Origin of the sequence: Actinomadura rayongensis (assembly GCF_009831215.1) — a bacterium.
Taxonomy (GTDB): domain Bacteria; phylum Actinomycetota; class Actinomycetes; order Streptosporangiales; family Streptosporangiaceae; genus Spirillospora; species Spirillospora rayongensis.
Genome location: NZ_WUTW01000001.1, coordinates 1805596 through 1831196 on the forward strand (window position 1 = coordinate 1805596; position 25601 = coordinate 1831196).

A 25601-nucleotide genomic window follows, 5' to 3' on the forward strand; every position below is an offset into this window, starting at 1 on the left:
GCTACGGCCGGACGGACCGGGCCAGGTGGCGGGCGATGACCATGCGCTGGATCTGGTTGGTGCCCTCGAAGATCTGCATGACCTTCGCCTCGCGCATGTACCGCTCGACCGGGAAGTCGCGGGTGTAGCCGTAGCCGCCGAGGACCTGGACGGCGTCGGTCGTCACGCGCATCGCCGCGTCCGTCGCGACGAGCTTGGCCACCGACGCCTGCCGCGCGTAGGGCAGGCCCCGGTCGCGGCGCCGCGCCGCCTCAAGGTACGTCGCGCGGGCCGACTCGACGGCGGCGGCCATGTCGGCGAGCAGGAACCCGAGGCCCTGGTGCTCGATGATCGGACGGCCGAACTGCGTCCGCTCCGCCGCGTAGGCGACGGCGTGGTCCAGCGCGCCCTGCGCGAGGCCGGTCGCGCACGCGGCGATGCCGAGCCGGCCCGAGTCCAGCGCGGCGAGCGCGATCGGGAAGCCCTGGCCCTCGGCGCCGATGCGGCGCTCCGCCGGGACGGGCGCGTCGTCGAAGTGGAGCTGCGCGGTCGTGGAGCCGGTCAGGCCCATCTTCCGCTCGGGCGGCCCGAACGTCAGGCCGGGCTGGTCGCCGTCGACCAGGAAGCACGAGATCCCCCGGCCGCCGTCGTCGGACGTCCGCGCGAACAGCACGTAGAAGTCCGCATCGCCGCCGTGCGTGATCCACATCTTGGTGCCGGTGATCCGGTAGCCGTCGCCGTCGCGGACGGCCCGGGTCGCGAGCGCCGCCGCGTCCGACCCGGCCTGCGCCTCCGACAGCGCGTACCCGCCGAGCAGGTCGCCGCCGAGCAGGTCCGGCAGGCGCCCGCGCAGCTCCGCCGACCCGAACGCGTGCGGCGCGAAGCACGCCAGGCTGTGGACGCTCACCCCGACCGCGACCGACGCCCACACGGCCGCGATCTCCTCCAGCACCTGGAGGTAGACCTCGTAGGGCTGGCCGCCGCCGCCCGCGTCCTCGGGGTAGGGGAGGCCGAGCAGCCCGGCGCGGCCGAGCGTCCGGAACACCTCGCGCGGGAACGCGCCCGCCTCCTCGGCGCCGGCGGCGCGCGGCGCCAGCTCCTTGCCGACGATCTCGCGGGTGAGGGCGATCAGGTCCTCGGCCTCGGGCGTGGGGAGCATCCGTTCAGCGGGCATGGACCCATCCTCGCGCGTCAGGCGGACAGCTCGCGTTCCAGGGGCGTGCGGAAGCGCGGGACGGCCCGGATGGTCCCGTAGAACGCCGCGGTCCGCTCGGCCTCGGCGGCCACCGCCGCGCGGGCGTCGGCCCCGGCGTCCTCCAGGAACCGGACGGCGATCTCCCCGTCCGCGCGCTGCGCCCAGCCGCCGACGATCCGCCCGTCCCACCAGACGGTCGGGCCGATGTTGCCGTTGCGGTCGAACAGCGCGGGCGCGTGCGGGCCGAGGAACCAGTCGCGCTCCTTCCAGCCCATCGGCGTCGGGTCCAGCGCGGGCAGCAGCGCCGCCCACGGCTCCGGCGCGGCGACCGGGTCGACGTCGTCGGCGAGGACGAGCCCGGGAACGCCGTCCAGGTCCACCTCGACCGTGGCGATCTCGGCGAGGGCCGACTTGACCTCGGCGACGGTCCAGCCCGTCCACCACTTGATGTCGCTGACCGGCGCGGGGCCGAACGCGCGCAGCCATTCGCGCACCAGCGCGGCGCGGGCCTCCTTCGCGGGCATGACCGGGACGCCGCCGGGGATCCACTCCTCGATCGGCTGCCACACGTACTGGCTGCTGATCCACGACCCGTTCGGGCGGCCCCGCACGATCCGGCCCTGGAGCCCGAGCGTGACGAGCACCCACGTCGTGATGCTCGTCGGGGTGGAGTACGACTTGCCGGGCGCGAGCTGGACGGTCGTCCGCAGCGCCGGGACCTCCTTGGAGAGCTGCGCGCCCGTCGCCCTGCCGAGCTTCAGCAGCGTCGCGTGGGCCTCCTCGGCGGTCGCGGCGAAGAACGCCCGCGCGTCCGGGACGCCCGACTTCTCCATGTACCCGCTGTACTTGGCGAGCTGTTTGGCGGCCAGCGCGTCCGCGCACGACGCCTGGAGGACGGGCGCGAGCTCGACCGGCACCACGAACATCGTCCGCCGCATCGCGAGCAGCCGCAGGAGCGTCCGGTCGTCGTACAGCGCCGCCTCCAGCGCGGACGGAACGAGGTTCCGGCTCCGCGCCGCCGCCGACAGGTACACGGTGGCCGGATCGGTGGCGTGCAGCGCCACGAGCGACCGGGCGGTCTCGGCGGGGTCGTCGGTGCGCCGTCCCGGCGCGAGCCGGTGCCGCAGCGCGAGCCGCGCGCGCCGCTCGTCGGTGCTGATGGTCCGCATGATCCGCAGGGTAACGGCCGGGTCCGACAGTCAGACGAGACGGGCCGCCGACGCCGCGCGCACGCCCGGGTCCTCCGCCTCGTCCAGATGCAGGCGCCGCAGCCGGACGCGGGTGTCGTCGGTGAGCGGCGCGGTCTGGACGGCGATCGCCCGGACGGCCTCCTCGCAGTCCCACAGGCCCTCGGCGGTGAACGCCTCGGCCGTGTGCGGGGCCGTCCGGGTGAGCGCGGTCAGCACGCGCGGGCGCAGGTAGGAGTACGACGACTCCGACCACGCCGTCTTCAGCAGCGGGACGGCCTCGCCCGCCCGCAGCCGCCCGAGGCCCTCGATCGGGGCGGCGGACGCGGCCCAGTCGCGGCGCTCCAGGGCGTCGTCCAGATGGTTCATGAGCAGCGGGATGTCCTCCCGGGTGCCGTGCCGGGCGAGCAGGCCGAGGCCGACGCCCCGGCAGCCGCCGCGCTCGGCCGCCCAGTCCCGCGCGCGCGGCAGCGTCTCGGGGCCGTAGTCCCACAGGGCGCGGGCCACCGCGCCGCCCCACCGGCTCGGCCGGGCCAGCAGTTCTTCGGCGAGGTCCAGCAGGACGGGCGCGCGCCGCCGCCCCAGCTCGAAGATCGCGGCGATCGAGCCGTCGTCGCGGCGCCGCGCGAGGTCGAGCAGTTCGTCGTCGGTGCGGTCGCGGCGGGACCGCGCGGCGGCCACCGGCGGGACGGGCCGACCCCGGCCGCGGCGGCGGTCCAGCGCGGCGGCGATCCGGGGGGAGCGCGCCGCCCACGCCGCCGCGACCGGGCCGCCGGAGCCGGCGAACAGGTCGGCGAGCGCGTCGTCGTCGCAGCGCGCCGCGACGAGCGTCTCCAGCCCGTCGGTGAGCCGGGGGTCGCCGAGCCGGACCAGCGTCTCGACCGCCTCGAACCAGTGCGCGCCCTCCTCGGCGTACCGGCGCAGCGCGGACGCGGCCTCGCGGCGGCTGAGCCGCACGAGGTCGGCGAGGACGTCCAGCGCGAGCCGGACGCGCGTCTCGTCGCCCTCGGCGTGGTCGTCCGGGTCGAACAGGTGCTCGGCGACCGGGCCGACGGGCAGTTCGAGGTCGACCATCAACCGGGCGTAATACAGGGAGCGGTCGTCACAGCGCGCGTCCCACCGGGGATCGCGCCGGACACAGTCGTACACGTACTCGCCCGCGCCGGGGCGGTCCGCCGCCCGGCGGGCCGCCCGTCCGAGGCCGCGCTGCAACTGTCCGTGCAGCGTGGTCGCCGCTTCCCTGATGTCGCTCACCTCGCCAGAATGCGCAGCCGACCAGAATCCGGGCAAGTGTTTTGTTCCCTCCGCCGGAGCGGTCGCCCGTCCCATTACAGCTCACGCTGGGCCGTCCACGACGCGTAGAGGTCGGCGTAGACGCCCGGGACGGCCGCCAGCTCGGCGTGCGGGCCGCGCTGGACGATCCGGCCCGCCGCGAAGACGATCACCTCGTCCGCCGCCTCCGCCGTGGACAGCCGGTGCGCGATCGACAGGGCCGTCCGGCCGCGCGTCAGGCGCTCCAGCGCCCGCTGGATGCGGATCTCGGTGGCCGGGTCGACCGCCGACGTCGCCTCGTCCAGCACCAGCAGGTCCGGGTCGGCGAGGTAGGCGCGGACCAGCGCGACGAGCTGCCGCTCGCCCGCCGACAGCGACTCGCCGCGCTGCCCGACCGGGGTGTCCAGGCCGCGCGGCAGGCCGTCCAGCCAGCCCGCGAGGCCGAGGTCGGCGACGGCGCGGCGCACGTCGTCGTCGGACGCCTCCGGCCGCCCGTACCGCAGGTTCGCGCCGAGCGCGTCGTCGAACAGGAACCCGTCCTGGGGGACCATGACGATCCGCTCCCGCAGCGAGGAGAAGCGGATCTCGTCCAGCGGCACGCCGTCCACGAGGATCCGGCCGGACACCGGGTCCATCAGCCGCGTCAGCAGCTTGGCGAACGTCGTCTTGCCCGACCCGGTCTCGCCGACGACCGCGATCCGCGAGCGCGGCGCGATGACCGCGTTCACGTCGTGCAGGACGGGCGGGCCGCCGGGGTAGGCGAACCCGACGTCCTCGAACCGCACCTCGATCGGGCCGCGCGGGAGCGTCCGGCCGCGCTCGCCGGGGTCGGCGACGTCCGGCTCGGTGTCCAGGACGCCGAGCACCCGCCGCCAGCCCGCGATGGCGTTCTGCGCGTCGTTCAGCACCTCGGTCGCGGTCTGCATCGGGCTGACGAACAGCGTGACGAGGAACAGGAACGCCACCAGCTTCCCGGCGCTCAGGTGCCCGCCGATGCCGAGCAGGGTCCCCGCGACGACGACCGCCGCCGTCGCGACCGCCGCGACCAGCTCCGACGTCGGGAACGTCAGCGCGACCGTCGCCTGGGCGCGGGTCTGGGCGGTCTTGTGGCCGTCCACGGCCGCGTCCACGCGCCGGGCCGTGCGCTCCTGGGCGCCGTACGCGCGGATGACCGCCGCGCCGACGACCGACTCGCTGACGGCGGCCAGCAGGTCGCCCATCCGCTCGCGGACCCGCGTGTACGCCGCCGAGATGATCCGCTGGAACCGGCGCAGCGCGAACCCGAGCGGCACGAACGCCGCCCAGACCAGCAGCGCCAGCGGCCAGGAGTAGACGGCCATCAGCACGGTCGCGACGACGAGCTGGCCCGTCGCCATGATCATCATCAGTCCGCCGTACTGCATGAACTGGCTGATCTGGTCGACGTCGCCGGTCACGCGGGACACCAGGGCGCCGCGCCGCTCACCGCTCTGCGTCAGCATCGACAGGTCGTGGACGTGCCGGAACGCCCGCACGCGCAGGCTCGTCAGGCCGGTCTCGGACGTCCGGTACAGCCGCACGTTCATCGCGTACGCGCACACCGCCGTCAGCAGCACCGCCCCCGCGCACGCCAGCACCATCAGGCGGACGAACGCCAGGTCCGGGCCGTCGTCGCCGCCGAGGCCCCGGTCGATCGTCTGCTGCACCGCGACCGGGACGACCACGCGGCCCGCCGTGGCCAGCAGCGCCAGGACCAGCGTGACGGGCAGGCCCGCCGTGAACTCGGGGCTGAGGCGCAGGCCGCGCCGCAGCGTCCGCAGCGCGCCCTCGGCGTCGGCCGCGCCGCTCAGCCCGGTCACGGGCGCGGTCACCGGGGCGGTCATCGGACGGCCTCCTCGCCGCTCGCGTCCGCCGCCCGCTCGGCCTCGGCCCGCTCGTAGGCGGTGACGAGGTCGCGGTAGCCGGGGGAGCGCTCCAGCAGGTCGGCGTGGGCGCCGCGGGCCTGCGCCGCGCCGTGCTCCAGGTAGACGACCTCGTCGGCGAGCGCGATCGTCGCCTTGCGGTAGGCGACGACCAGGACCGTCACGCCCGCCGAACTGTCCCGCAGGCCCGCCAGGATCCGCGCCTCCACGCTCGGGTCCACGCTGGACGTCGCGTCGTCCAGCACCAGCAGCCGGGGCCGCCGCACGAGCGCCCGCGCCAGCGCGAGCCGCTGCCGCTGCCCGCCCGACAGCGTCGTGCCGCGCTCGCCGACGCGGGTGTCCAGGCCGTGCGCGAGGCCGGCCACGAACCCGTCGGCCTGCGCCAGCCGCAGCGCCTCCCACACGCGGTCGTCGGTCACGTCGGCGCCCAGCGCGACGTTCCCGCGGACCGTGTCGTCGAACAGGAACGCGTGCTGGGGGACGAGCGCGACGTTCGCCGCGAGGACGCCGGGGCCGGTCTCGCGGACGTCCACGCCGTCCAGCAGCACCGCGCCATCGTCCGGGTCCACCAGCCGGACCAGCAGGTTCGTCAGCGTGGACTTGCCCGCGCCCGTCGGCCCGACCACCGCGACCGTCCGGCCCGGCGCGACGTCGAACGACACGTCCCGCAGGACGTCGCCCGCGCCGTACCCGAACCGGACGCCGCGGACCTCCAGCGCCGCCGCGCCGTCGCCCGGGACGTCCCGGTCGCCGTGCGGCATCGTGTCCCGCTCGTCCAGGACGGCCCGGACGCGCCGCCACCCGACCACGCTGCGCGGCACGTCCGCCAGCACCCAGCCGAGCGCGCGGATCGGCCACGCCAGCAGCGTGAACAGGTACGCCACGCTGACCAGGTCGCCCGCCGTCATCGCGCCGCCCTCGACGCGCATCGTCCCGACCAGCAGGACGGCCAGCACGCCGAGGTTCGGCAGCGCCTCCAGCAGCGGGTCGAGCAGGCCGCGGACGCGTCCGACGGCGATGTTCGCGTCCCGCAGCTCGGTCGCCCGCCGCGCGAACCGCTCGGTCTCGGCGGCCTCCCGGCCGAGCGTCTTGACGACCAGCGCGCCCTCGAAGCTCTCGTGCGCGACCTCGCTCACCCCGGCCCGCAGCCGCTGCGCACGCGTCGCCGCCGGGGCCAGCCGCCGCTGGTAGAAGACGTTCAGCAGCGCGACCGCCGGGAACACCAGCAGCGCCACCAGCGCCACCACCGGGTCCACCAGCACGATCGCGACGGCCGCGATGACCAGCATGAACGCGACCCCGATCGCCATCGGCAGCGGCGCGAGCGGCGCCCACACCGCCTCGACGTCGGCGTTGGCGTTCGACAGCAGCTCGCCCGCCGGGTGCCGCGCGTGCCAGGCGGCGGGCAGCTCCAGGTAGCGGCGCGTCACGGCCCGGCGGTAGGCGGCCTGCATCCGGTACTGGACGAGCCCGGCGTAGAAGCGGCGGCCCGCCACCCCGAGCGCCTTGAGGAACGCGACCCCGACGATCGCGGCGGCCGACGCCGTCAGCGCGCCCGCCGTCGTCCGGCCCGCCGCGAACGCGGGCAGCACGACGTGCTCGGTCACGCGGCCGAGCACCTGGGCGGTGCCGACGGTCGTCGCGGCGTACAGCGCGCTCGCGCCCACGGCCACCGCGAACGCGCGCGGCTCGGCCCGGACGGCGACCCCCATCACCCCCAGCCCCTCCCGCAGCATGCGCGGATCGACCCGGCGCGGGGCGTTCTGCTTCTGGGACGGCGCGCTGGGCGGAGCGTTCGGTGGCACGGCGGACTCCTTCGTCGTTCTCGGCGCACGGCACGAGCCCCCGCGAGGCGCTTCGCGGGGGTTTCGGCCTGGTTATGCCTACCATCCGACGATGACGGCTATTCCCGGCTTGATCCGCGTACGATCGGAGCAGGGGGTTCGTGCGCGTACTCTCGTCCGGGGCACGGTCCCGGTCGCGCGCCGGGCCGTCCGTCCGCTCCCGTCCGACCGCATCGAGGCTTCCGAACCGCCACTCACCTCCCGGCCCGCGCGCCGTTCCCGCCGCCGATCCGGCCGATTCGCCGCCGACCTCCCGCGGCGTGCCCGGGCGTGCGTTCCGAAGTGGACGAATGGGCCATCAACGCCGGGTTTCTTGTTCATCACGGGGACATCGCGGCCGTGCGGCGGGGCCGCCGCCGGGCGCCGGTCGACGCGCGCCCGGGGAAACCTTGTGGGCGCGTATCAAAATGGTCCGTTTTGTCCTAAGAAAAGTGAGCACCTGCGGGGCGACGTGCGGCGTCGTCCCGGCGTCCTGCGGCGCTCCGGACATCGGTGTTCATCGCGAACCTGGCAGGTCGTGCGATTGTGCGCGGCCGTGCGGGCCGGACGTCCGGAACGCCCCGTACGCGGCGGGCGGACGGCCGTCGGGCGCGTCCGGCGAGAGGCTCCCGACCGGCGCGGTCAACGCCCTGACGGAGAAGGGTCGGGGATTTTGGCGGGGCAGTTCGCCGAGAGGTGAATCACGGGCCTTGCCGCCCCTCCGTTTTACGCGGAACCGGTGATACGGTGGGGTCGTCGGTTGCAGTCGTGGTTCTCGATCGTTTGTCCAGACGCCCGCGGACTGATGACAGCGGGCGTTTTGGCTTTTCCGGGACCGTACCGGAGGCGAGAGCGTTCCGCGGCGACCGCACTGGGTCCGCGAGGTGTGGACCCACGTTTTGCCGCAAGGAGAAAGACATGCCCCAGCAGGGCACCGTGAAGTGGTTCAACGCCGAGAAGGGCTTCGGCTTCATCGCCGTGGACGGCGGCGGGCCGGACGTCTTCGTGCACTACTCGGCCATCCAGACCTCCGGGTACCGCACGCTGGACGAGAACCAGCGCGTCCAGTTCGAGGTGACGCAGGGTAACCGCGGCCCGCAGGCCGACCAGGTGACCCCCCTGTAACACCGCCCACAGTCGTCGAAACGGCCCGCGTCCCGGCCAGGGACGCGGGCCGTTTTATGTTGCGCCGCCCCGGCCGGGCCGGGGCCCGGGGACGACTCCGGGCGGGTGCCGCCGGGGGCACGGCACAATAGGGAGCATGTCTTCCTCGTCCAACCTGGACCCCAAGATCGCCGAACGTCTCAAGCGGGACCCCAACGGGCTGGTCCCGGCCATCGCCCAGCAGTACGACACCGGCGAGGTGCTCATGCTCGGGTGGATGGACGACGAGGCGCTGCACCGCACCCTCACCACCGGCCGCTGCACCTACTGGTCGCGCAGCCGCCAGGAGTACTGGGTGAAGGGCGAGTCGTCCGGGCACCAGCAGTGGGTGAAGTCCGTCGCGCTCGACTGCGACGCCGACGCCGTCCTCGTCAAGGTGGACCAGGTCGGCGGCGCGTGCCACACCGGCGACCGCACCTGCTGGGACGCCGACGTCCTGGACGCGGTGGTGGGGGAGCGGCCCGCCGTCTCGTCATGAGCGGGCGCGAGGGCTCGGCGGCGCGCGAGCGCGGTCTCGCGGCGCTGCTGTGCGCGGCGGGCGCCGGGCTGACGCTGCTCGCGGCCGGACGGCCGTGGGCCGCGGTCCGTGCCCGCGGCGCCATCACGCCGTTCACCGGGCATCTCACCGGCGGCGACCTCGGCTGGGCGGGCGCGCTCGGGTGGGCCGGGCTCGCCGGGCTCGCCGCGCTGTTCGCCGTCCCGGGACGCGGCCGGTCGGCGGTGGGCGCCCTGCTCGCGGTGTTCGGCGGGCTGATGGTCTACGCGTCGGTCACCGCCGTCGGGCACGCGCACGTCATCGCCGTGGCCGGGGAGAAAAGCGCGCTGCTGCGGCTCGGGGCGCGACCGGAGGTCACGACGTCGCTGTGGTGGCTCGCCTCGGCGGCGGGCGGCGTCCTGCTGGCCACGGGCGGGCTGGTCGCGCTGGTGCGCGGGGCGCGCTGGCCGGGCATGTCGGCGCGGTACGAGCGCGCCGCCGTCGCGCGTCCCGAGGCGTCCGACGACCCCGCCGCGCTGTGGAAGTCGCTGGACCGGGGCGAGGACCCGACCGCCGCCGACGACACCGCTGACGACGCCGAGCGTCCTGCGGGCCGCCGGCGGTGACGGGCGGCGCCGACCTGGTTTTGGTCGCCGAGCACGATCCGGCGGTCGCCGAGCTGGAGCGCCGCTACCTGGCCCGCGAGGGCTTCGAGGTGGAGATCGAGCGCGACCCCGAGCGGGCGGCGGGACGGACGGCGCGCGCCCGTCCCGCCGCCGTCGTCCTGGACCTGTCGGTGTCCCCGGCCCCGGCGGCGCTGGTGCGGCGCGTCACCGACGCGGCGGGGGCCGCGCCCGTCCTCGCCGTGACCGGGCCCGGCCCCGGCGATCTCGGGCCGCACCGGCTGACGCGTCCGTTCGGCCCCCGCACGCTCGTCGCGGCCGTGTTCGCCGCCCTGCGCCGGGACGACGGCGCGGAGCCGCTGCGGGCGGGCGCGCTCGTCCTCGACCCCGCCGCGCGGACGGCCGGAATCGGTGAGCATCCGGTGGCCCTCACCGCCACAGAATTCGATCTGCTGCGGTTCCTCGCGGGCAGCCCGGGCCGCGTCTTCACCCGGGAGCAGCTCCTCGCGGGCGCGTGGGGTCCGGCGTCGTCGTCGGGCAGCCGGACGGTCGACGTCCACATCGCGCAGCTGCGCGCCAAGCTCGGCGACGGCGGCTCGATCCGGACGGTGCGCGGCGTCGGGTACGTCCTGGACGCCTAGGCTGGAGCGGTGAGCCGAACGCTGACCGCGCGCCGTCCCGTCCCGCGCGCCCTCGCCGGGCCCGCGGTCGTCGCGGCGGTGACGGTGGGCGCGGTGACGCTCATCGGGCTGGTCGATCCGCACGAGCACGGCCACTACCCGTCCTGCCCGTTTCTGGCCATCTCGGGCTACTACTGCCCCGGCTGCGGCGGCCTGCGGATGGTGAACTCGCTCGTCCACGGGCACGTCGGCGCGGCGTTCGGCTCGAACCCGCTCGCGTTCCTGCTGCTGCCCGTCGCGCTCTACCTGTGGGGCCGCTGGACGTGGCTCGCGGCGCACGGCGAGCGGATGCGCTCCGCGCTGTTCACGCCCGCCGCGGGCTGGACGGCCTTCGGCATCGCGCTCGTGTACTGGATCGTCCGCAATCTGCCGTTCGCACACGTCCTGGCGCCGTGAGTGAATCCGGGCGGTCCGGCGCCGCCCCGACGTTCGGGAGCGTCGGACCCTGCGGATACGATCGGGGCCACCGATCGACCGAGTCTGGGGGCCTACCGTGAGCGTGCTCGACGAGATCATCGAAGGCGTGCGTGCCGATCTCGCCGAAAGGCAGCGGGAGACGTCGCTGGACGACCTCAAGGCCCGCGCCGAGCAGGCCCCCGCCCCCCGGGACGCCCTCGCGGCGCTGCGCGGGCAGGGCGTCGGGGTGATCGCCGAGGTCAAGCGCAGCAGCCCGTCCAAGGGCGCGCTCGCCGCCATCGCCGACCCGGCCGCGCTCGCCCGCGACTACGAGGCGGGCGGCGCGAAGATCATCAGCGTGCTCACCGAGGGCCGCCGGTTCGGTGGCAGCCTCGCCGACCTCGCCGACGTCCGCGCCAGCGTGGACATCGCGGTCCTGCGCAAGGACTTCATCGTCACGTCCTACCAGCTGTGGGAGGCGCGGGCCTACGGCGCCGACGTCGCGCTGCTGATCGTCGCCGCGCTCGACCAGGACGCCCTGGTGTCCCTCGTGGAGCGCGCCGAGTCGATCGGGCTGCTGCCGCTCGTCGAGGCGCACACCGAGGAGGAGGTGGCCCGCGCGGTCGACGCGGGCGCCAAGGTCATCGGGATCAACGCCCGCGACCTGAAGACCCTGCGCGTGGACCGCGACGTGTTCGCCCGGCTCGCCCCGCTCGTCCCGAAGGACGTCGTGCGGATCGCCGAGTCCGGGGTGCGCGGCCCGCACGACCTGCTCGCCTACGCCTCCGCCGGGGCCGACGCCGTCCTGGTCGGGGAGAGCCTGGTCCGCGGCCGGGACCCGCGCGCCGCCGTCGCCGACCTCGTCGCGGCGGGCGCGCACCCGGCGCTGCGGCAGGGCAGCTGACGGGGAACCGGTAGGGTACGGGCATGCTGATGGAGCCGCTGCGCGAGCGATGGCGGGCCGTCCCGACGTCGCACTGACCGGACCGCCTTCCATCGCCTGACAGGACGCACTCTTCGATGACCATCCATTCCGAGCGCGGCTCCGCCGTGCCCGCATCCGTCCCCGACGCGGCCGGACGCTTCGGCGTCTACGGCGGGCGCTTCGCCCCCGAGGCCCTGATGGCCGCGCTGGACGAGCTGACCGCCGAGTTCGAGGCCGCCCGCCGCGACCCCGTCTTCACCGCCGAGCTGACCGAGCTGCTCACCACCTACGCCGGCCGGCCGAGCCTGATCACCGAGGCCCGCCGGTTCGGCGCCGAGGCGGGCGGCGCGCGGGTCCTCCTCAAGCGCGAGGACCTCAACCACACCGGCTCCCACAAGATCAACAACGTGCTGGGGCAGGCGCTGCTCGCCCGCCGCATGGGCAAGGCCCGGCTGATCGCCGAGACCGGCGCGGGCCAGCACGGCGTCGCGACCGCGACCGCCGCCGCCCTGCTCGGGCTCGAGTGCACCGTGTTCATGGGCGAGGTCGACACCGAGCGCCAGGCGCTCAACGTCGCCCGGATGCGGATGCTCGGCGCCGAGGTCGTCCCGGTCAAGGCGGGCAGCCGCACCCTCAAGGACGCCGTGAACGAGGCGTTCCGCGACTGGGTCGCGACGGTGGAGAACACGCACTACTGCGTCGGGTCCACGATGGGCCCGCACCCGTTCCCGATGATGGTCCGCGAGTTCCACCGCGTCATCGGCGTCGAGGCCCGCGCGCAGGTCATGGAGCTGACCGGGAAGCTGCCGGACGCCGTCCTCGCCTGCGTCGGCGGCGGCTCCAACGCCATCGGCGCCTTCCACGCGTTCATCCCGGACGCGTCCGTCCGCCTCATCGGCTTCGAGGCCGCGGGCGACGGCGTCGAGACCGGACGGCACGCCGCGACCGTCACCGGCGGGTCCGTCGGCGTCATCCACGGCATGCGCACCTACCTCCTCCAGGACGAGGAGGGCCAGACGATCGAGTCGCACTCGATCTCCGCCGGGCTCGACTACCCCGGCGTCGGCCCCGAGCACTCCTGGCTGCACGACACCGGCCGCGCGGAGTACCGCCCGATCACCGACGCCCAGGCGATGGAGGCGTTCGCGCTGCTGTGCCGCACCGAGGGCATCATCCCGGCGATCGAGTCGGCGCACGCGCTCGCGGGCGCGCTCCAGGTCGGCCGCGAACTCGGCCCGGACGCGACGCTGCTCGTCTGCCTGTCGGGACGGGGCGACAAGGACATGCACACGGCCGCCGCGTACTTCGGCCTGATGCCCGAGGGGGAGGCCAAGTGAGCGTCAAGGCCGCCTACGACCGGGCCCGCGCCGAGAACCGCGCCGCGCTCGTCGGGTATCTGCCCGCCGGATTCCCGTCGGTGGACGGCGCCATCGAGGCCGCCACCGCGATGGTGGAGGCCGGCTGCGACGTCATCGAGATCGGCCTGCCCTACACCGACCCGATGATGGACGGCCCCACGATCCAGGACGCCGTCCACCGGGCCCTCGTCGGCGGGGCGCGCCTGGCCGACGTGTTCCGGACCGTCGAGGCCGTCGCCGCCACCGGCGCCGCGACCCTCGTCATGACGTACTGGAACCCCGTCGACCGCTACGGCGTGGACGCGTTCGCCCGCGACCTCGCCGCAGCGGGCGGCACCGGGCTGATCACGCCGGACCTCACGCCGGAGGAGGCCGGTCCCTGGCTGGAGGCGTCCGACGCGCACGGCCTGGACCGGGTGTTCCTCGTCGCGCTCAGCTCCACCGACGAGCGCATCGACAAGATCACGAACGTGTCCCGGGGCTTCGTGTACGCGGCGTCGCTGATGGGCGTCACCGGCACCCGCACGGCCATCGACACCGGCGCGCCCCGCCTCGTGGAGCGCACCCGCGCGATCCTCGACAAGAACGGCCGGGACCTGCCGGTCGGGCTCGGGCTCGGCGTGAGCGACGGCGCGCAGGCCGCCGAGGTCGCCGGGTTCGCCGACGGCGTCATCGTCGGGTCGGCGTTCATCCGGCGGCTGCTGGACGCGCCCGACACCGCGTCCGGCGTCGCGGCCGTCCGCGCCCTCGCCGCCGACCTGGCGGCCGGGGTCCGCGCGGGACGCGCCTGAACCGTCCGCGCGTCGCCGTACGCGGACCTTATCCGGGGTCCTCTAGGGTGTGTCCGGGTCGCGGAGCGCCGCGGCCCGGACAGGTCGTCGCGGTCGCGGAGGGGAACAGGATGGCGCAGCGCGTGGAGACCGGCAGGGACGGCGCGTCCGGCCGGTCCGGACCGCCTCCCGTCGCGCGGTGGTTCCTCTACCCGGCCTGGGCGCTGACGCTCGTCGGGCTCGGCATCTCGGTCTACCTGACCGTCGCGCACTACCGTCCGCGGGCGCTGGTGTGCTCGGCGAGCGGCGTGATCGACTGCAGCGCCGTCACGACGAGCAAGTACTCCGAGCTGCTCGGGATCCCGATGCCGCTGCTCGGGCTGGCGTTCTTCGTCGGCTTCGCGGTGCTGATCACGCCGCCGCTGCTGCGGTCGCCGCTCCCGCTGCTGCGGTGGAGCAGGCTCGCGGCGGTGTCCGTCGGCGTCCTGTTCGTGGTCTATCTGATCACCGCCGAGGTGATCCTCCGGCACCTCTGCCAGTGGTGCACCGGGGTCCACATCGTCACTATCCTGCTTTTCGTCCTTGTCCTTTCCGATGAGTTCCGGCGGATCGGCCAGATCGAGGAACCCCCGAGGAGAACTCCATGAGCAAGGCCGCACGTGAGCGGTCGGCGCGCGACCGGCTGGCCGCCGAGCGCGCCCGTCAGGCGGCGCGCCAGAAGCAGGTCCGCCTGCTCGCGCTCGTCGTCGGCGCCGTGGTCGCGGTCGCCGCCGTCGTCGCGATCGTGGTCGTCGTCGCGGACCAGAAGAGCAAGCGCAACCAGGTCGCCCACGGCTACACGGGACCGCAGGCGCCGCTCACCCGCGAGTCCGACGGGTCGATCGTGATGGCCAAGGCCGGCGTCACCAAGCCCGTGCTGGAGATCTTCGAGGACTTCCAGTGCCCGGCCTGCAAGCAGTTCGAGCAGTCCGAGGGCAAGACGGTCAAGCAGCTCGCCGCCGAGGGCAAGGTCAAGGTCGTCTACCGGCCGTTCCACCTGTTCAGCCAGCAGCAGGACCCGGTGAAGGCCAACTCGCTGCGGTCGGCGGCGGCGGCCCTGTGCGTCCCGGCGCCGCAGTGGCTCTCCTTCCACGACGCGCTGTACGAGTTCCAGCCCACCGAGGGCACCGACGGCTTCGCGCCCAAGGACCTCGTCGCGTGGGGCAAGGACGTCGGCGTGACGGACGCGAACTTCGCCAAGTGCGTCACCGACCAGCAGAAGGTCCCGCAGGTCACCGCGATGACCGACTACGCGCGCCAGAAGCGCCAGGTCGACTCGACGCCGACGCTGTTCCTGGACGGCCAGAAGATCAACGACCAGCAGCTCGCCGACCTGCCCGGCACGGTCGCGAAGGCCGCCGCCGGCAAGTAGCGGCCCCCGGCGCCACCGGACGGAGCACCGTCCGGTGGCGTTCGGCTTTCCAGGGTTCCGGGACGGCCGTGGCACCGTCCGGAAAGCGGTAACGTCATCGCTCATGCAGCCGCTCGCGTTCATCCCGAGCCCCTCACAGGGTGTCTGGCACCTCGGGCCGTTCCCGCTCCGGGCCTATGCCTTCATGATCATCATCGGCATCGTCATCGCGGTGTGGGTGACCGAGCGGCGCTGGACGGCGCGCGGCGGCGAGCCCGGCGTCGTCGTGGACGTCGCGGTGTGGGCGGTGCCGTTCGGGCTCGTCGGCGGACGGCTCTACCACGTCATCACCGACTGGCAGCGCTACTTCGGGTCGGGCGGCGACCCGCTGCGGTCGCTGATGATCTGGGAGGGCGGCCTCGGGATCTGGGGCGCGATCATCCTCGGCGCGGTCGGCGCGGCGCTCGGCTGCCGCCGCCGGGGGATCTCCGCGCTCGCGCTGGCCGACGCGGCGGCGCCCGGCGTCGCGCTCGCCCAGGCCGTCGGACGGTGGGGCAACTACTGGAACCAGGAGCTGTACGGCCGTCCGCTGGACACGTTCTGGGCGCTGAAGATCGACCCCGAGCACCGCGAGGCCAAGTACGCCGACGTCGCCACCTACCACCCGACGTTCCTGTACGAGTCGATCTGGTGCGTGGGCGTCGCGATCCTCGTGGTGTGGGCGGGCCGCCGCTGGAACCTGACGCACGGCCGGACGTTCGCGCTCTACGTCGCGGCGTACACGGCGGGGCGCGGCTGGGTCGAGGCGCTGCGGGTGGACGAGGCGCACCACATCCTCGGCCTGCGGCTCAACGACTGGACGTCCATCGTGATCTTCCTGCTGGCCGTCGCGTACCTGTACCTGGCCCGGAACCGCTCGGGTCCCGAGCGCATCGGCGCCGTGCCCGACGGCGGCGGCCCCGCGTCCGCGACGACCCCCGACGAGCCCGCGGACGCCACGAAGGCCGACGAGCCCGCCACGAAGGCCGACGAACCCGCGCCCGCGACCGACGCCGAGCCCCCGACGGTCGCCGACGAGCCCGCACCCGAGCAGGACGCGGAGCCCGCCACGGCGGCCGACGAGCCCGCGGATGCCGAGCCCACGCCTGCGAAGGACGCGGAGCCTGTGACGGCGGCGGACGAGTCCGCGCCCGCGAAGGAAGCCGAGCCTGCGGCGGCGGTGGACGAGCCCACGGCGGCCGACGAGCCCGTGAAGGACGCGGAGCCCGCGGCGGCGGCCGACGAGCCCGCGCGCGCGGACGACCCCGCCGACGCGGAGCCGCGCGGCGACAAGGAGGCCGAGGCGGGCGGGGCCCGTCCGGAGCCCGTGAAGGACGCCCCCTGAGCACCCGATTCGATATCTGGACGAAACCGCCTTTTGGGAGCGAGCGCCCCGCCGCTGACGCTAGGCTCCCGGTGTGATCGAGGCGCGTGACTCAGGTGCGTCCGGGACGACGTCCGGACGTGGCGGAAAGGACTTCTGGCCCGCCGAGGACCAGGCTCCCGGCGGCGGGAACCGCAGGCCGCTGCTGCTGTACGGCGGGGCGGCCCTGGCCGTCCTGCTGGTGCTGGCCGGGGCGGGCGCCTTCTTCCTGACCCGGGGCGGCGGCGACAAGCCCGTCCCGCACCTCAGCCCCACGGCCTACACGCCCGAGTACGACGGCGAGGGCACGTCCGCGATCGCGCGGCGCTCGGCCGACCCGCGTCCGGTCACGCTCGCCGAGGTGTTCGGCGACGACGTCAAGACCGTCGCGTCCAACGGCTTCACCTACACGCTCGCCGGGACGGACCTGAAGGCCGACTGCAAGGCGGCGACGTGGGGCGCGGCGCTCCAGGCGCAGCTGGCGAAGTCCGGGTGCCGCGCGGTGGTGCGCGGCGCATACGTCAGCAGGGCGCAGGGGTTCGTCGGGCAGTTCACCGTGCTGGACCTGGCCGACGCCGACGGCGTCCGGCAGGTGCTGCGGATGCTGGACCCGGCGACCGGGTCGGGGTTCGTCCTGCCGTTGGCCGCGCCGGGCGCCCCGGCGTTCGCCAAGGGGTTCAGCGCCGCCTACGCCCAGGCGTACGGGCACTACGCGGTGGTCTGCTGGGTGCAGAAGTCCGGAGGCGGGCTGCCGAAGTCGCTGGACCAGGCGGTCAGCGCGAGCCTGCCGGTGGAGAAGCCCGCGTTCTTCGTGTGGGCGCGGGTGCAGATGGCCGACGGGGCGGGCAAGTGACGGCCCGCGCCGCCCGGCGGTAGCGCGGTCCCCGTGGACGACGAGGACCAGGGACGCGGCACGGCCCGTCCGCGACCGGCCCGGCCGACGCGGCCGGTGCGGCGCGCGGGTCCCCGTCGCGACGCCCCGGCCCGCTCCGCGCGGACACGGCGCGCCACCGGCCAGGGCCGCCCGAAGGCGCCGCGCGAGAAGCCGCGGCCGGCCCCGGCGCCCGCACCGCCGAAGGCCGTACGGCGGCCCCGGCGCAACACCACCCTCGCGAACCTGGACCACCGGCTGTACTTCGCGGCTGCGGCGGCGCTGCTGGCCGTCGTCGTCCTGCTGATCGCGGTCGTCGCGTCCGGGGGCGACGACCCGCGCCGCGCGGCGGCGCCGGACCCGGCCGCCCGGAACGTTCCCGAGGACGGCCCGTCGCCCGCGTCCTACTCCAGCACCGCCAACACCCCGGCGTTCGCGGCCATCGCGCAGCGGTCCAGGGACGCGGCGCCGCTGACGGCGGGGGAGGCGTTCCCGTCCTACGCCCGCGAGATCCGCACCGACGGCGGCGCGCGGCTGACCCTGCGCGCCAAGCGGCTGGAGGGCTGCCCGGCGGCGGTCTGGGGCGGCGGCTTCGCGGCGGACCTGGCCCGGTCGGGCTGCACGCAGGCCGTCCGGACCCTCTACACGGCGCGCGACCCGAAGCCCGGGTACGCGCTGGCCGTGACGGTGCTCAACCTGGCGGGCGCGGCCGACGCCGACCGCCTCGTGCGGGGCCTGGACGCGGGCCGGGCCGCCGGGTTCGTCCGCCCGCTGGACGGCGCGGCGTTCGGCGGCGGGTTCAGCATGGCGCGGGGCCTCGCGGTCGGCCACTACGCGGTGATCGCGTGGGCGGAGCGCCTGGACGGCTCGGGCGACGCGTCCGACGCGACGCTGCTGGCCCTGCTCATCGAGGGCGGCAAGGCCCCGGCCGCTCTCGGCCGCGCGGCCGACGCGGGCTGACCGGCCGCTTCCGGGGCGGCGGGCGCGCGGCGACGGCCCGTACGTCCGTCCGGACACCGCCGGACGGCAGTTTTTACCGCCGTGTTGCCCTGGACGCGCGTTAAACATCCGGGGCCGGTGATGATGATCACGCAGGTCAGCCCGTTAGCGTCGCTTTAGGCGACTGTATGCTGGTCTATACCACTGGTCGCGCCCGTGGGTTCCGGGATGTCCACGAAGTTTCGCGTTCCGGTTGAGTCGGGCATGTTCCCGGCAGTGATGTAAGGTCTTCACACCGCAGCAGGGCCAACGTCGTCCCGGGACTGCACTGACCTCGAAGCAGTGACACGACGACGACGGGAGGGTTGATGGCTGCTGCTGCCCTCACGCCGGGCCGCCCCCAGGACCAGGGGCTGTACGACCCGGCCAACGAGCACGACGCCTGCGGCGTCGGGATGGTCGCGGACCTGCACGGCCGCAAGAGCCACGACATCGTGCAGAACGCCCTGACCGTCCTGAAGAACCTGGACCATCGCGGCGCCGTCGGCGCCGAGCCCGACGACGGCGACGGCGTCGGCATCCTCGTCCAGATCCCGGACGCGTTCTTCCGCGAGGTCTGCGACTTCGCGCTTCCCCCGGTCGGCTCCTACGCGGCCGGCATCGCCTTCCTCCCCGCCGACGGGCGGGAGCGCGCCGACGCCGTCGCGCGCATCGAGGAGCTGTGCGTCGAGGAGGGCCTGACCGCCCTCGGCTGGCGCGAGCTGCCCTTCGACCCGACGTTCGCCGGCCCCGCCGCCCGCCGAGTGATGCCCCACTTCGCGCAGTTCTTCGTGACGGCCGCCGCGGCCGGCCCGCACGCGGGCAAGACCGGCATCGAGCTGGACCGCGTCGTGTTCTGCATGCGCGAGCGCGCCGAGCAGGACGTCGCGGTGTACTTCCCGAGCCTGTCCAGCCGCACCATCGTCTACAAGGGCATGCTGACGACCCCGCAGCTGGAGCCCTTCTTCCCCGACCTGTCGGACCGCCGCTTCGCCAGCGCGATCGCGCTCGTGCACTCGCGGTTCTCGACCAACACGTTCCCGGCGTGGGAGCTGGCGCACCCGTACCGGTTCGTCGCCCACAACGGCGAGATCAACACGGTCAAGGGCAACCGGAACTGGATGCGCGCGCGCGAGGCGCTGCTGAAGTCCGACCTGTTCCCCGGCGACCTGTCCCGGATCAACCCGGTCATCGACATCGAGGCCAGCGACACGGCGTCCTTCGACGAGTGCCTGGAGCTGCTGCACCTCGGCGGCCGGTCGCTGCCGCACGCCGTGCTGATGATGATCCCCGAGGCGTGGGAGAACCACACCGAGATGGACCCGGCGCGCCGGGCCTTCTACGAGTTCCACTCCACGCTGATGGAGGCGTGGGACGGCCCCGCGAGCGTCACCTTCACCGACGGCACCGTCGTCGGCGCGGTCCTGGACCGCAACGGCCTGCGCCCCGGCCGCTACTGGGTGACCGAGGACGGGTTCGTCGTCCTCGCCAGCGAGGCCGGCGTGCTGGACATCCCGGCCGAGTCGGTCGTCCGCAAGGGCCGCCTGCAGCCCGGCAAGATCTTCCTGGTCGACACCGCCGCCGGGCGGATCGTCGAGGACGACGAGGTCAAGGCCGAACTCGCCGCCGAGCACCCCTACGGCGAGTGGCTGCACGAGGGCCTCGTCCGGTTCGAGGAGCTGCCGCGCCGCGAGCGCGAGATCCCGACGCACGAGACGCTCGTCAAGCGCCAGCAGACCTTCGGGTACACGCTGGAGGAGCAGCGGATCATCCTGTCCCCGATGGCGCGGACCGGCGCCGAGCCGATCGGGTCGATGGGCACCGACACCCCGATCGCGGTGCTGTCGGAGCGCCCCCGGCTGCTGTTCGACTACTTCAAGCAGCTTTTCGCGCAGGTCACGAACCCGCCGCTGGACGCGATCCGCGAGGAGCTGGTCACCAGCCTGCAGTCCACGCTGGGCCCGGAGGGCAACCTGCTGGACCCGGGGCCGCACTCCTGTCGCCGCCTCGTGCTGCCCACCCCGATCCTGGACAACGACGAGCTGTCCAAGATCATCCACATTGACGACGAGGGCTCGCTGCCGCACCTGCGCGCGCACGTCGTCCACGGCCTGTACGAGGTCGCGGGCGGCGGCGAGGCGCTGCAGGCGCGGCTGGAGGAGATCTGCTCGGAGGTGTCCCGCGAGATCGTCGCGGGCGCGCGGATCATCGTCCTGTCCGACCGCGGGTCGGACTCGGCGCTCGCGGCGATCCCGTCGCTGCTGCTCACCGGCGCCGTCCACCACCACCTGATCCGGGAGAAGACCCGCACGCAGGTCGGCCTGGTCGTGGAGACCGCCGACGCCCGCGAGTGCCACCACATGGCGCTGCTCATCGGGTACGGCGCGTCGGCGATCAACCCCTACCTCGCGATCGAGACCGTCGAGGACCTCGTCACGACCGGCGCGCTCACCGGCGTGGACGCGCCGACGGCCGTCCGCAACCTCGTCAAGGGGTACGGCAAGGGCGTCCTGAAGGTCATGTCCAAGATCGGCGTCTCGACCGTCGCGTCCTACACCGGCGCGCAGATCTTCGAGGCGATCGGCCTCGGCCGCGAGGTCGTGGACCGCTGCTTCACCGGCACCACGTCCCGGCTCGGCGGCGTCGGCTTCGAGGTCATCGCCACCGAGGTCGCCGAGCGGCACCGCCGCGCCTACCCGCCGGGCGGGAACGAGGCGGCGCACCGGACGCTGGAGGTCGGCGGCGAGTACCAGTGGCGTCGCGAGGGCGAGGTGCACCTGTTCAACCCGGACACGGTGTTCAAGCTCCAGCACGCCACCCGCACCCGCCGGTACGAGATCTTCAAGGAGTACACCGGCCGCGTGGACGAGCAGTCCGCCAGGCTGATGACGCTCCGCGGCCTGTTCCGGCTCAAGGAGGGCGTCCGCCCGCCGGTGCCGATCGACGAGGTCGAGCCGGTATCGGAGATCGTCAAGCGGTTCTCCACCGGCGCGATGTCCTACGGGTCGATCTCCGCCGAGGCGCACGAGACCCTCGCCATCGCGATGAACCGCCTCGGCGGCAAGTCCAACACCGGCGAGGGCGGCGAGGACCCGCGCCGCTTCACCCCGGACGAGAACGGCGACCTGCGCCGCAGCGCGATCAAGCAGGTCGCGTCCGGCCGGTTCGGCGTGACGTCGGAGTACCTCACCAACGCCGACGACATCCAGATCAAGATGGCGCAGGGCGCCAAGCCCGGCGAGGGCGGCCAGCTCCCCGGCCACAAGGTGTACCCGTGGGTCGCCAAGACGCGGCACTCCACGCCCGGCGTCGGCCTCATCTCGCCGCCGCCGCACCACGACATCTACTCCATCGAGGACCTCGCCCAGCTCATCCACGACCTGAAGAACGCCAACCCGGCGGCGCGCGTCCACGTGAAGCTCGTCGCGGAGGTCGGCGTCGGGACGGTCGCGGCCGGCGTGTCCAAGGCGCACGCCGACGTCGTCCTGATCTCCGGGCACGACGGCGGCACCGGCGCGTCCCCGCTCACCTCGCTGAAGCACGCGGGCGCCCCGTGGGAGCTCGGCCTCGCCGAGACCCAGCAGACGCTGCTGCTCAACGGGCTGCGCGACCGCATCGTCGTGCAGGCCGACGGGCAGATGAAGACCGGCCGCGACGTCGTCGTCGCCGCGCTGCTCGGCGCCGAGGAGTTCGGCTTCGCGACCGCGCCGCTCGTGGTGTCGGGCTGCGTCATGATGCGCGTCTGCCACCTGGACACCTGCCCGGTCGGCGTCGCCACGCAGAACCCGGTGCTGCGCGAGCGGTTCTCCGGCAAGCCCGAGTTCGTCGTGAACTTCTTCGAGTTCATCGCCGAGGAGGTCCGCGAGTACCTGGCGGCCCTCGGGTTCCGGACGCTGGACGAGGCCATCGGGCACGTCGAGCTGATCGACGCCCGCGAGGCCGTCGACCACTGGAAGGCGTCCGGGCTGGACCTGTCGCCGATCCTGCACCGTCCCGAGCTGCCCGCCGGCGCGTCCCTGCGGCAGGTCACCGTGCAGGACCACGGGCTGGAGAAGGCCCTGGACAACACGCTGATCCAGCTCGCCGAGGGCGCGCTGGCGTTCGGCGACAAGGTCAAGCTGGACCTGCCGATCCGCAACGTCAACCGCACGGTCGGCACCATGCTCGGCCACCGCCTCACCGCCAAGTGGGGCGGCGAGGGACTGCCCGACGACACCATCGACATCGCGTTCACCGGGTCGGCGGGCAACTCCTTCGGCGCCTTCATCCCGCGCGGCGTCACGCTGCGGCTCACCGGCGACGCCAACGACTACGTCGGCAAGGGCCTGTCGGGCGGCCGGATCACGCTGCGTCCCCCGGCGGAGGCGCCGTTCACCGCCGAGCACCAGATCATCGGCGGCAACGTCATCCTGTACGGCGCGACGTCCGGCGAGCTGTTCGCCCGCGGCGTCGTCGGCGAGCGGTTCTGCGTCCGCAACTCCGGCGCCACCGCCGTCGTGGAGGGCGTCGGCGACCACGCGCTGGAGTACATGACGGGCGGGCGCGCGCTGATCCTCGGCGCGACCGGACGCAACGTCGCCGCCGGCATGTCGGGCGGCGTCGCCTACGTCCTCGACCTCGTCGCCGAACGCGTCAACCCCGAGATGGTCGACCTGGAACCGCTCGCCGCCGACGACGCCGCGCTCGTCCGCGACCTCGTCGAACGGCACCTCGGGGAGACCGGCTCGGCCGTCGCCGAAGCGCTGCTCGCGGACTGGGACGCCGCGCTCGGGCGCTTCACGAAGATCATGCCGCGGGACTACCGGCGGGTGCTGGACGCGGCCGAGGCCGCCCGCGCCGAGGGCCGCGACGTCGACGAGGCCATCATGGCCGCCGCCAAGAGCTGAGAGGGGGACCACCATGGCCGACCCCAAGGGATTCCTGACCGTCGGGCGCGAGCTTCCCCGCCGCCGCCCGGTGGACGTCCGCATCAAGAGCTGGACCGAGGTCTACGAGACCTTCGGCTCCGACCGCCTGGAGAAGCAGGCCAGCCGCTGCATGGACTGCGGCATCCCGTTCTGCCACCAGGGCTGCCCGCTCGGCAACCTCATCCCCGAGTGGAACGACCTCGTCTACCGGCGCGACTGGCGTGAGGCCATCGAACGCCTCCACGCCACCAACAACTTCCCCGAGTTCACCGGGAAGCTGTGCCCCGCGCCGTGCGAGAGCGCCTGCGTCCTCGGCATCAACCAGGACCCCGTCGCGATCAAGCGCGTCGAGGCCGAGATCATCGACCGCGCCTGGTCCGAGGGCTGGGTCCACCCGCAGCCGCCCGCCGTCAAGACCGGCAAGCGGGTCGCGGTCGTCGGCTCCGGGCCCGCCGGGCTCGCCGCCGCCCAGCAGCTCACCCGCGCCGGGCACGACGTCCGCGTGTACGAGCGCGCCGACCGCGTCGGCGGGCTCCTGCGCTACGGCATCCCCGAGTTCAAGATGGAGAAGCGCCACCTCGACCGCCGCATCGCCCAGATGCGCGCCGAGGGCACCGAGTTCAAGACCTCGGTGAACGTCGGCGAGGACGTCACGGCCGACGACCTGCGCGAGCGGTACGACGCCGTCGTCCTCGCGGGCGGCGCCACCGTCTGGCGCGACCTGCCCGTCCCCGGACGCGAGCTGAACGGCGTCCACCAGGCGATGGAGTACCTGCCGCTCGCCAACAAGGTGCAGGAGGGCGACGCCGACGTCCCGGCCATCACCGCCGAGGGCAAGCACGTCGTCGTCATCGGCGGCGGCGACACCGGCGCCGACTGCATCGGCACCGCGATCCGGCAGGGCGCCGCGTCGGTCACGCAGCTGGAGATCATGCCGCGTCCGCCGGAGGCCCGTCCGGGCGGCCAGCCGTGGCCGACGTACCCCATGCTGTTCAAGATGGAGAGCGCCCACGAGGAACTGGCCGCGCAGGGCGGCGAGCGCGTCTACGCCGTCAACACCGTCGAGTTCCTCGGCGACGCCGACGGCAACGTCCGCGCTCTGAAGATCGTCGAGGTGGGCGGGCCCGAGACCGGGTTCACGCCCGTCCCCGGCACCGAGCGGGAGCTGCCCGCGCAGCTCGTCACGCTCGCGATGGGGTTCCTCGGGCCGCAGAAGCAGGGGCTGCTGGAGCAGCTCGGCGTCGAACTGGACCAGCGCGGGAACGTCGTCCGCGACCGCGACTACCACACCACCGTCCCGGGCGTCTTCGCCGCCGGGGACATGGGACGCGGCCAGTCGCTCATCGTCTGGGCCATCGCCGAGGGACGCGCCGCCGCGCACGGGGTGGACGCCTACCTCTCCGGCACCGGGCACACCGCGCTGCCCTACCCGATCCCGCCGACCGCGCGGCCGATCGCCTGACCCGTCCGCCGCGCCCCGGGACCCCCCCGGGGCGCGGCGCCGGTCACTCCACCGGTCACGTCGCCGGTCGCCCTGCCGGGCGCGTGGCGATCACCCCGCCGGGCGCGCCGCCGGTCAGCCTGCCGGGCGTGCTGCCGGTCACCGCGCCGGTCAGCTTGCCGGGCGTGCGGCGATCAGGCAGTACGTCCCGCCCGCCGGGTCTTCCATGACCGTCCACCACGGCAGTTCGCGCAGCGCGCGGGCGCCCAGCTCCTCGTGCCGGGCGCGCGTCGCGGCCCGGTCGGGGCAGGCCAGGTCCAGGTGCGCGCCGGGGCCGCCGTCCTCCAGCCGCTGGATCAGCAGGCGGAACGGCATCGCGTCCGGGGGCTGGACCACCGCGAACTCGGGCCGGGCCGCCTCCCGGGAGGGCCAGCCCGTCCAGCGGGACCAGAACGCCACCTCTTCGTCGAACGCCGCCGCCGGGACGTCCACGCAGACCTGGAACACGTCTGCGTCGCCCACGACCGGCGACCGCTCGGCCGCGCCCGACCACTGCTCCAAACGGAACACGGTTCCGCCCGGGCTCCGGACGACCGCCTCGGTCTCGCCCGCCTCGATCGCCTCGGCGCCGAGCGCCCGCGCCACCGTCAGCGCCGCCTCCACGTCCGCCACCTCCAGGGCCAGCGCCGCGCCGGACCGCACCTCCACGTGCGCGTCGCCCTTCGCCGGGACCAGCAGGCCGCCGTCGGCCGGCTCCGTGCCCGTCACCGCCGCCCAGAACCGCACCGCCTCCGCCCGCAGCTCCGCCGGACGGTCCACGAACGCCCGCATCCATCCGATGATCACGTTGACCCCTGTTCCCGT

General features: G+C 74.4%; 21 protein-coding genes. 15 read left to right on the forward strand and 6 right to left on the reverse strand.

Annotated features, from left to right (window positions below; genetic code table 11):
- Nucleotide 1: 1 nt before the first annotated feature.
- The 5 genes from GQ466_RS08580 to GQ466_RS08600 form a co-directional block, all read right to left on the reverse strand.
- Nucleotides 2-1153: an acyl-CoA dehydrogenase family protein gene (locus GQ466_RS08580; protein WP_161102158.1), complete on the reverse strand. Its 1152-nt coding sequence runs from the start codon at nucleotides 1151-1153 to the stop codon at nucleotides 2-4.
- Nucleotides 1154-1170: 17 nt separating this feature from the next.
- Nucleotides 1171-2343 carry a winged helix DNA-binding domain-containing protein gene (locus GQ466_RS08585; protein WP_161102159.1) on the reverse strand — a complete coding sequence of 391 codons (1173 nt, stop codon included), beginning with the start codon at nucleotides 2341-2343 and terminating at the stop codon, nucleotides 1171-1173.
- A 30-nt stretch (nucleotides 2344-2373) separates the two neighbouring features.
- Nucleotides 2374-3615, reverse strand: coding sequence for a hypothetical protein (locus GQ466_RS08590; RefSeq protein ID WP_337193373.1), 1242 nt, complete (start codon nucleotides 3613-3615; stop codon nucleotides 2374-2376).
- Nucleotides 3616-3689: 74 nt separating this feature from the next.
- The gene (locus tag GQ466_RS08595) at nucleotides 3690-5495 is read right to left on the reverse strand and encodes an ABC transporter ATP-binding protein (protein ID WP_161102160.1); all 1806 of its coding nucleotides are present in this window, start codon (nucleotides 5493-5495) and stop codon (nucleotides 3690-3692) included.
- A complete protein-coding gene (locus GQ466_RS08600) occupies nucleotides 5492-7270 on the reverse strand; it encodes an ABC transporter ATP-binding protein (protein ID WP_161102483.1) in 1779 nt (592 codons plus the stop codon). The genes GQ466_RS08595 and GQ466_RS08600 overlap by 4 nt, the downstream gene beginning before the upstream one ends.
- A 1005-nt stretch (nucleotides 7271-8275) precedes the next feature.
- On the opposite strand from GQ466_RS08600, the gene GQ466_RS08605 reads away from it, so the two are divergent.
- From GQ466_RS08605 to GQ466_RS08675, 15 genes are all read left to right on the forward strand, one after another.
- Complete coding sequence (locus GQ466_RS08605) at nucleotides 8276-8482, forward strand: cold-shock protein (RefSeq protein ID WP_161102161.1); 207 nt, start codon at nucleotides 8276-8278, stop codon at nucleotides 8480-8482.
- 136 nt (nucleotides 8483-8618) lie between these two features.
- Nucleotides 8619-8999, forward strand: a complete 381-nt coding sequence (gene hisI / locus GQ466_RS08610; RefSeq protein ID WP_161102162.1) for a phosphoribosyl-AMP cyclohydrolase — start codon at nucleotides 8619-8621, stop codon at nucleotides 8997-8999.
- Nucleotides 8996-9622: a Trp biosynthesis-associated membrane protein gene (locus tag GQ466_RS08615; RefSeq protein WP_161102163.1), complete on the forward strand. Its 627-nt coding sequence runs from the start codon at nucleotides 8996-8998 to the stop codon at nucleotides 9620-9622. Before hisI ends, GQ466_RS08615 begins: the two co-directional genes overlap by 4 nt.
- Nucleotides 9619-10260: a winged helix-turn-helix domain-containing protein gene (locus tag GQ466_RS08620; RefSeq protein ID WP_161102164.1), complete on the forward strand. Its 642-nt coding sequence runs from the start codon at nucleotides 9619-9621 to the stop codon at nucleotides 10258-10260. Before GQ466_RS08615 ends, GQ466_RS08620 begins: the two co-directional genes overlap by 4 nt.
- Nucleotides 10261-10269: 9 nt before the next feature.
- Nucleotides 10270-10695, forward strand: coding sequence for a DUF2752 domain-containing protein (locus tag GQ466_RS08625; RefSeq protein ID WP_161102165.1), 426 nt, complete (start codon nucleotides 10270-10272; stop codon nucleotides 10693-10695).
- A gap of 97 nt (nucleotides 10696-10792) precedes the next feature.
- Nucleotides 10793-11599, forward strand: a complete 807-nt coding sequence (gene trpC / locus GQ466_RS08630) for an indole-3-glycerol phosphate synthase TrpC (RefSeq protein WP_161102166.1) — start codon at nucleotides 10793-10795, stop codon at nucleotides 11597-11599.
- Between the two features lie 116 nt (nucleotides 11600-11715).
- Nucleotides 11716-12957: a tryptophan synthase subunit beta gene (gene trpB, locus GQ466_RS08635; protein ID WP_161102167.1), complete on the forward strand. Its 1242-nt coding sequence runs from the start codon at nucleotides 11716-11718 to the stop codon at nucleotides 12955-12957.
- Nucleotides 12954-13769, forward strand: coding sequence for a tryptophan synthase subunit alpha (gene trpA, locus GQ466_RS08640; RefSeq protein ID WP_161102168.1), 816 nt, complete (start codon nucleotides 12954-12956; stop codon nucleotides 13767-13769). Before trpB ends, trpA begins: the two co-directional genes overlap by 4 nt.
- A 110-nt stretch (nucleotides 13770-13879) precedes the next feature.
- Complete coding sequence (locus GQ466_RS08645) at nucleotides 13880-14395, forward strand: vitamin K epoxide reductase family protein (RefSeq protein ID WP_161102169.1); 516 nt, start codon at nucleotides 13880-13882, stop codon at nucleotides 14393-14395.
- Nucleotides 14392-15159, forward strand: coding sequence for a DsbA family protein (locus tag GQ466_RS08650; RefSeq protein ID WP_161102170.1), 768 nt, complete (start codon nucleotides 14392-14394; stop codon nucleotides 15157-15159). The genes GQ466_RS08645 and GQ466_RS08650 overlap by 4 nt, the downstream gene beginning before the upstream one ends.
- Nucleotides 15160-15262: 103 nt before the next feature.
- Nucleotides 15263-16522: a prolipoprotein diacylglyceryl transferase gene (gene lgt, locus GQ466_RS08655; protein WP_161102171.1), complete on the forward strand. Its 1260-nt coding sequence runs from the start codon at nucleotides 15263-15265 to the stop codon at nucleotides 16520-16522.
- Between the two features lie 73 nt (nucleotides 16523-16595).
- Nucleotides 16596-17393: a hypothetical protein gene (locus GQ466_RS08660; RefSeq protein WP_161102172.1), complete on the forward strand. Its 798-nt coding sequence runs from the start codon at nucleotides 16596-16598 to the stop codon at nucleotides 17391-17393.
- 33 nt (nucleotides 17394-17426) lie between these two features.
- Nucleotides 17427-18371, forward strand: a complete 945-nt coding sequence (locus GQ466_RS08665; RefSeq protein ID WP_161102173.1) for a hypothetical protein — start codon at nucleotides 17427-17429, stop codon at nucleotides 18369-18371.
- Between the two features lie 347 nt (nucleotides 18372-18718).
- The gene (gltB, locus tag GQ466_RS08670) at nucleotides 18719-23275 is read left to right on the forward strand and encodes a glutamate synthase large subunit (protein ID WP_202420019.1); all 4557 of its coding nucleotides are present in this window, start codon (nucleotides 18719-18721) and stop codon (nucleotides 23273-23275) included.
- A 13-nt stretch (nucleotides 23276-23288) separates the two neighbouring features.
- Entirely contained in the window at nucleotides 23289-24758 is a 1470-nt protein-coding gene (locus tag GQ466_RS08675) for a glutamate synthase subunit beta (protein WP_161102174.1), read from the forward strand.
- A 150-nt stretch (nucleotides 24759-24908) separates the two neighbouring features.
- Here GQ466_RS08675 and GQ466_RS08680 read toward each other — a convergent pair whose 3' ends face one another.
- Nucleotides 24909-25583 (reverse strand): VOC family protein, encoded by a 675-nt coding sequence (locus tag GQ466_RS08680; protein ID WP_202420020.1) that lies wholly within the window; start codon nucleotides 25581-25583, stop codon nucleotides 24909-24911.
- Nucleotides 25584-25601: the final 18 nt, after the last annotated feature.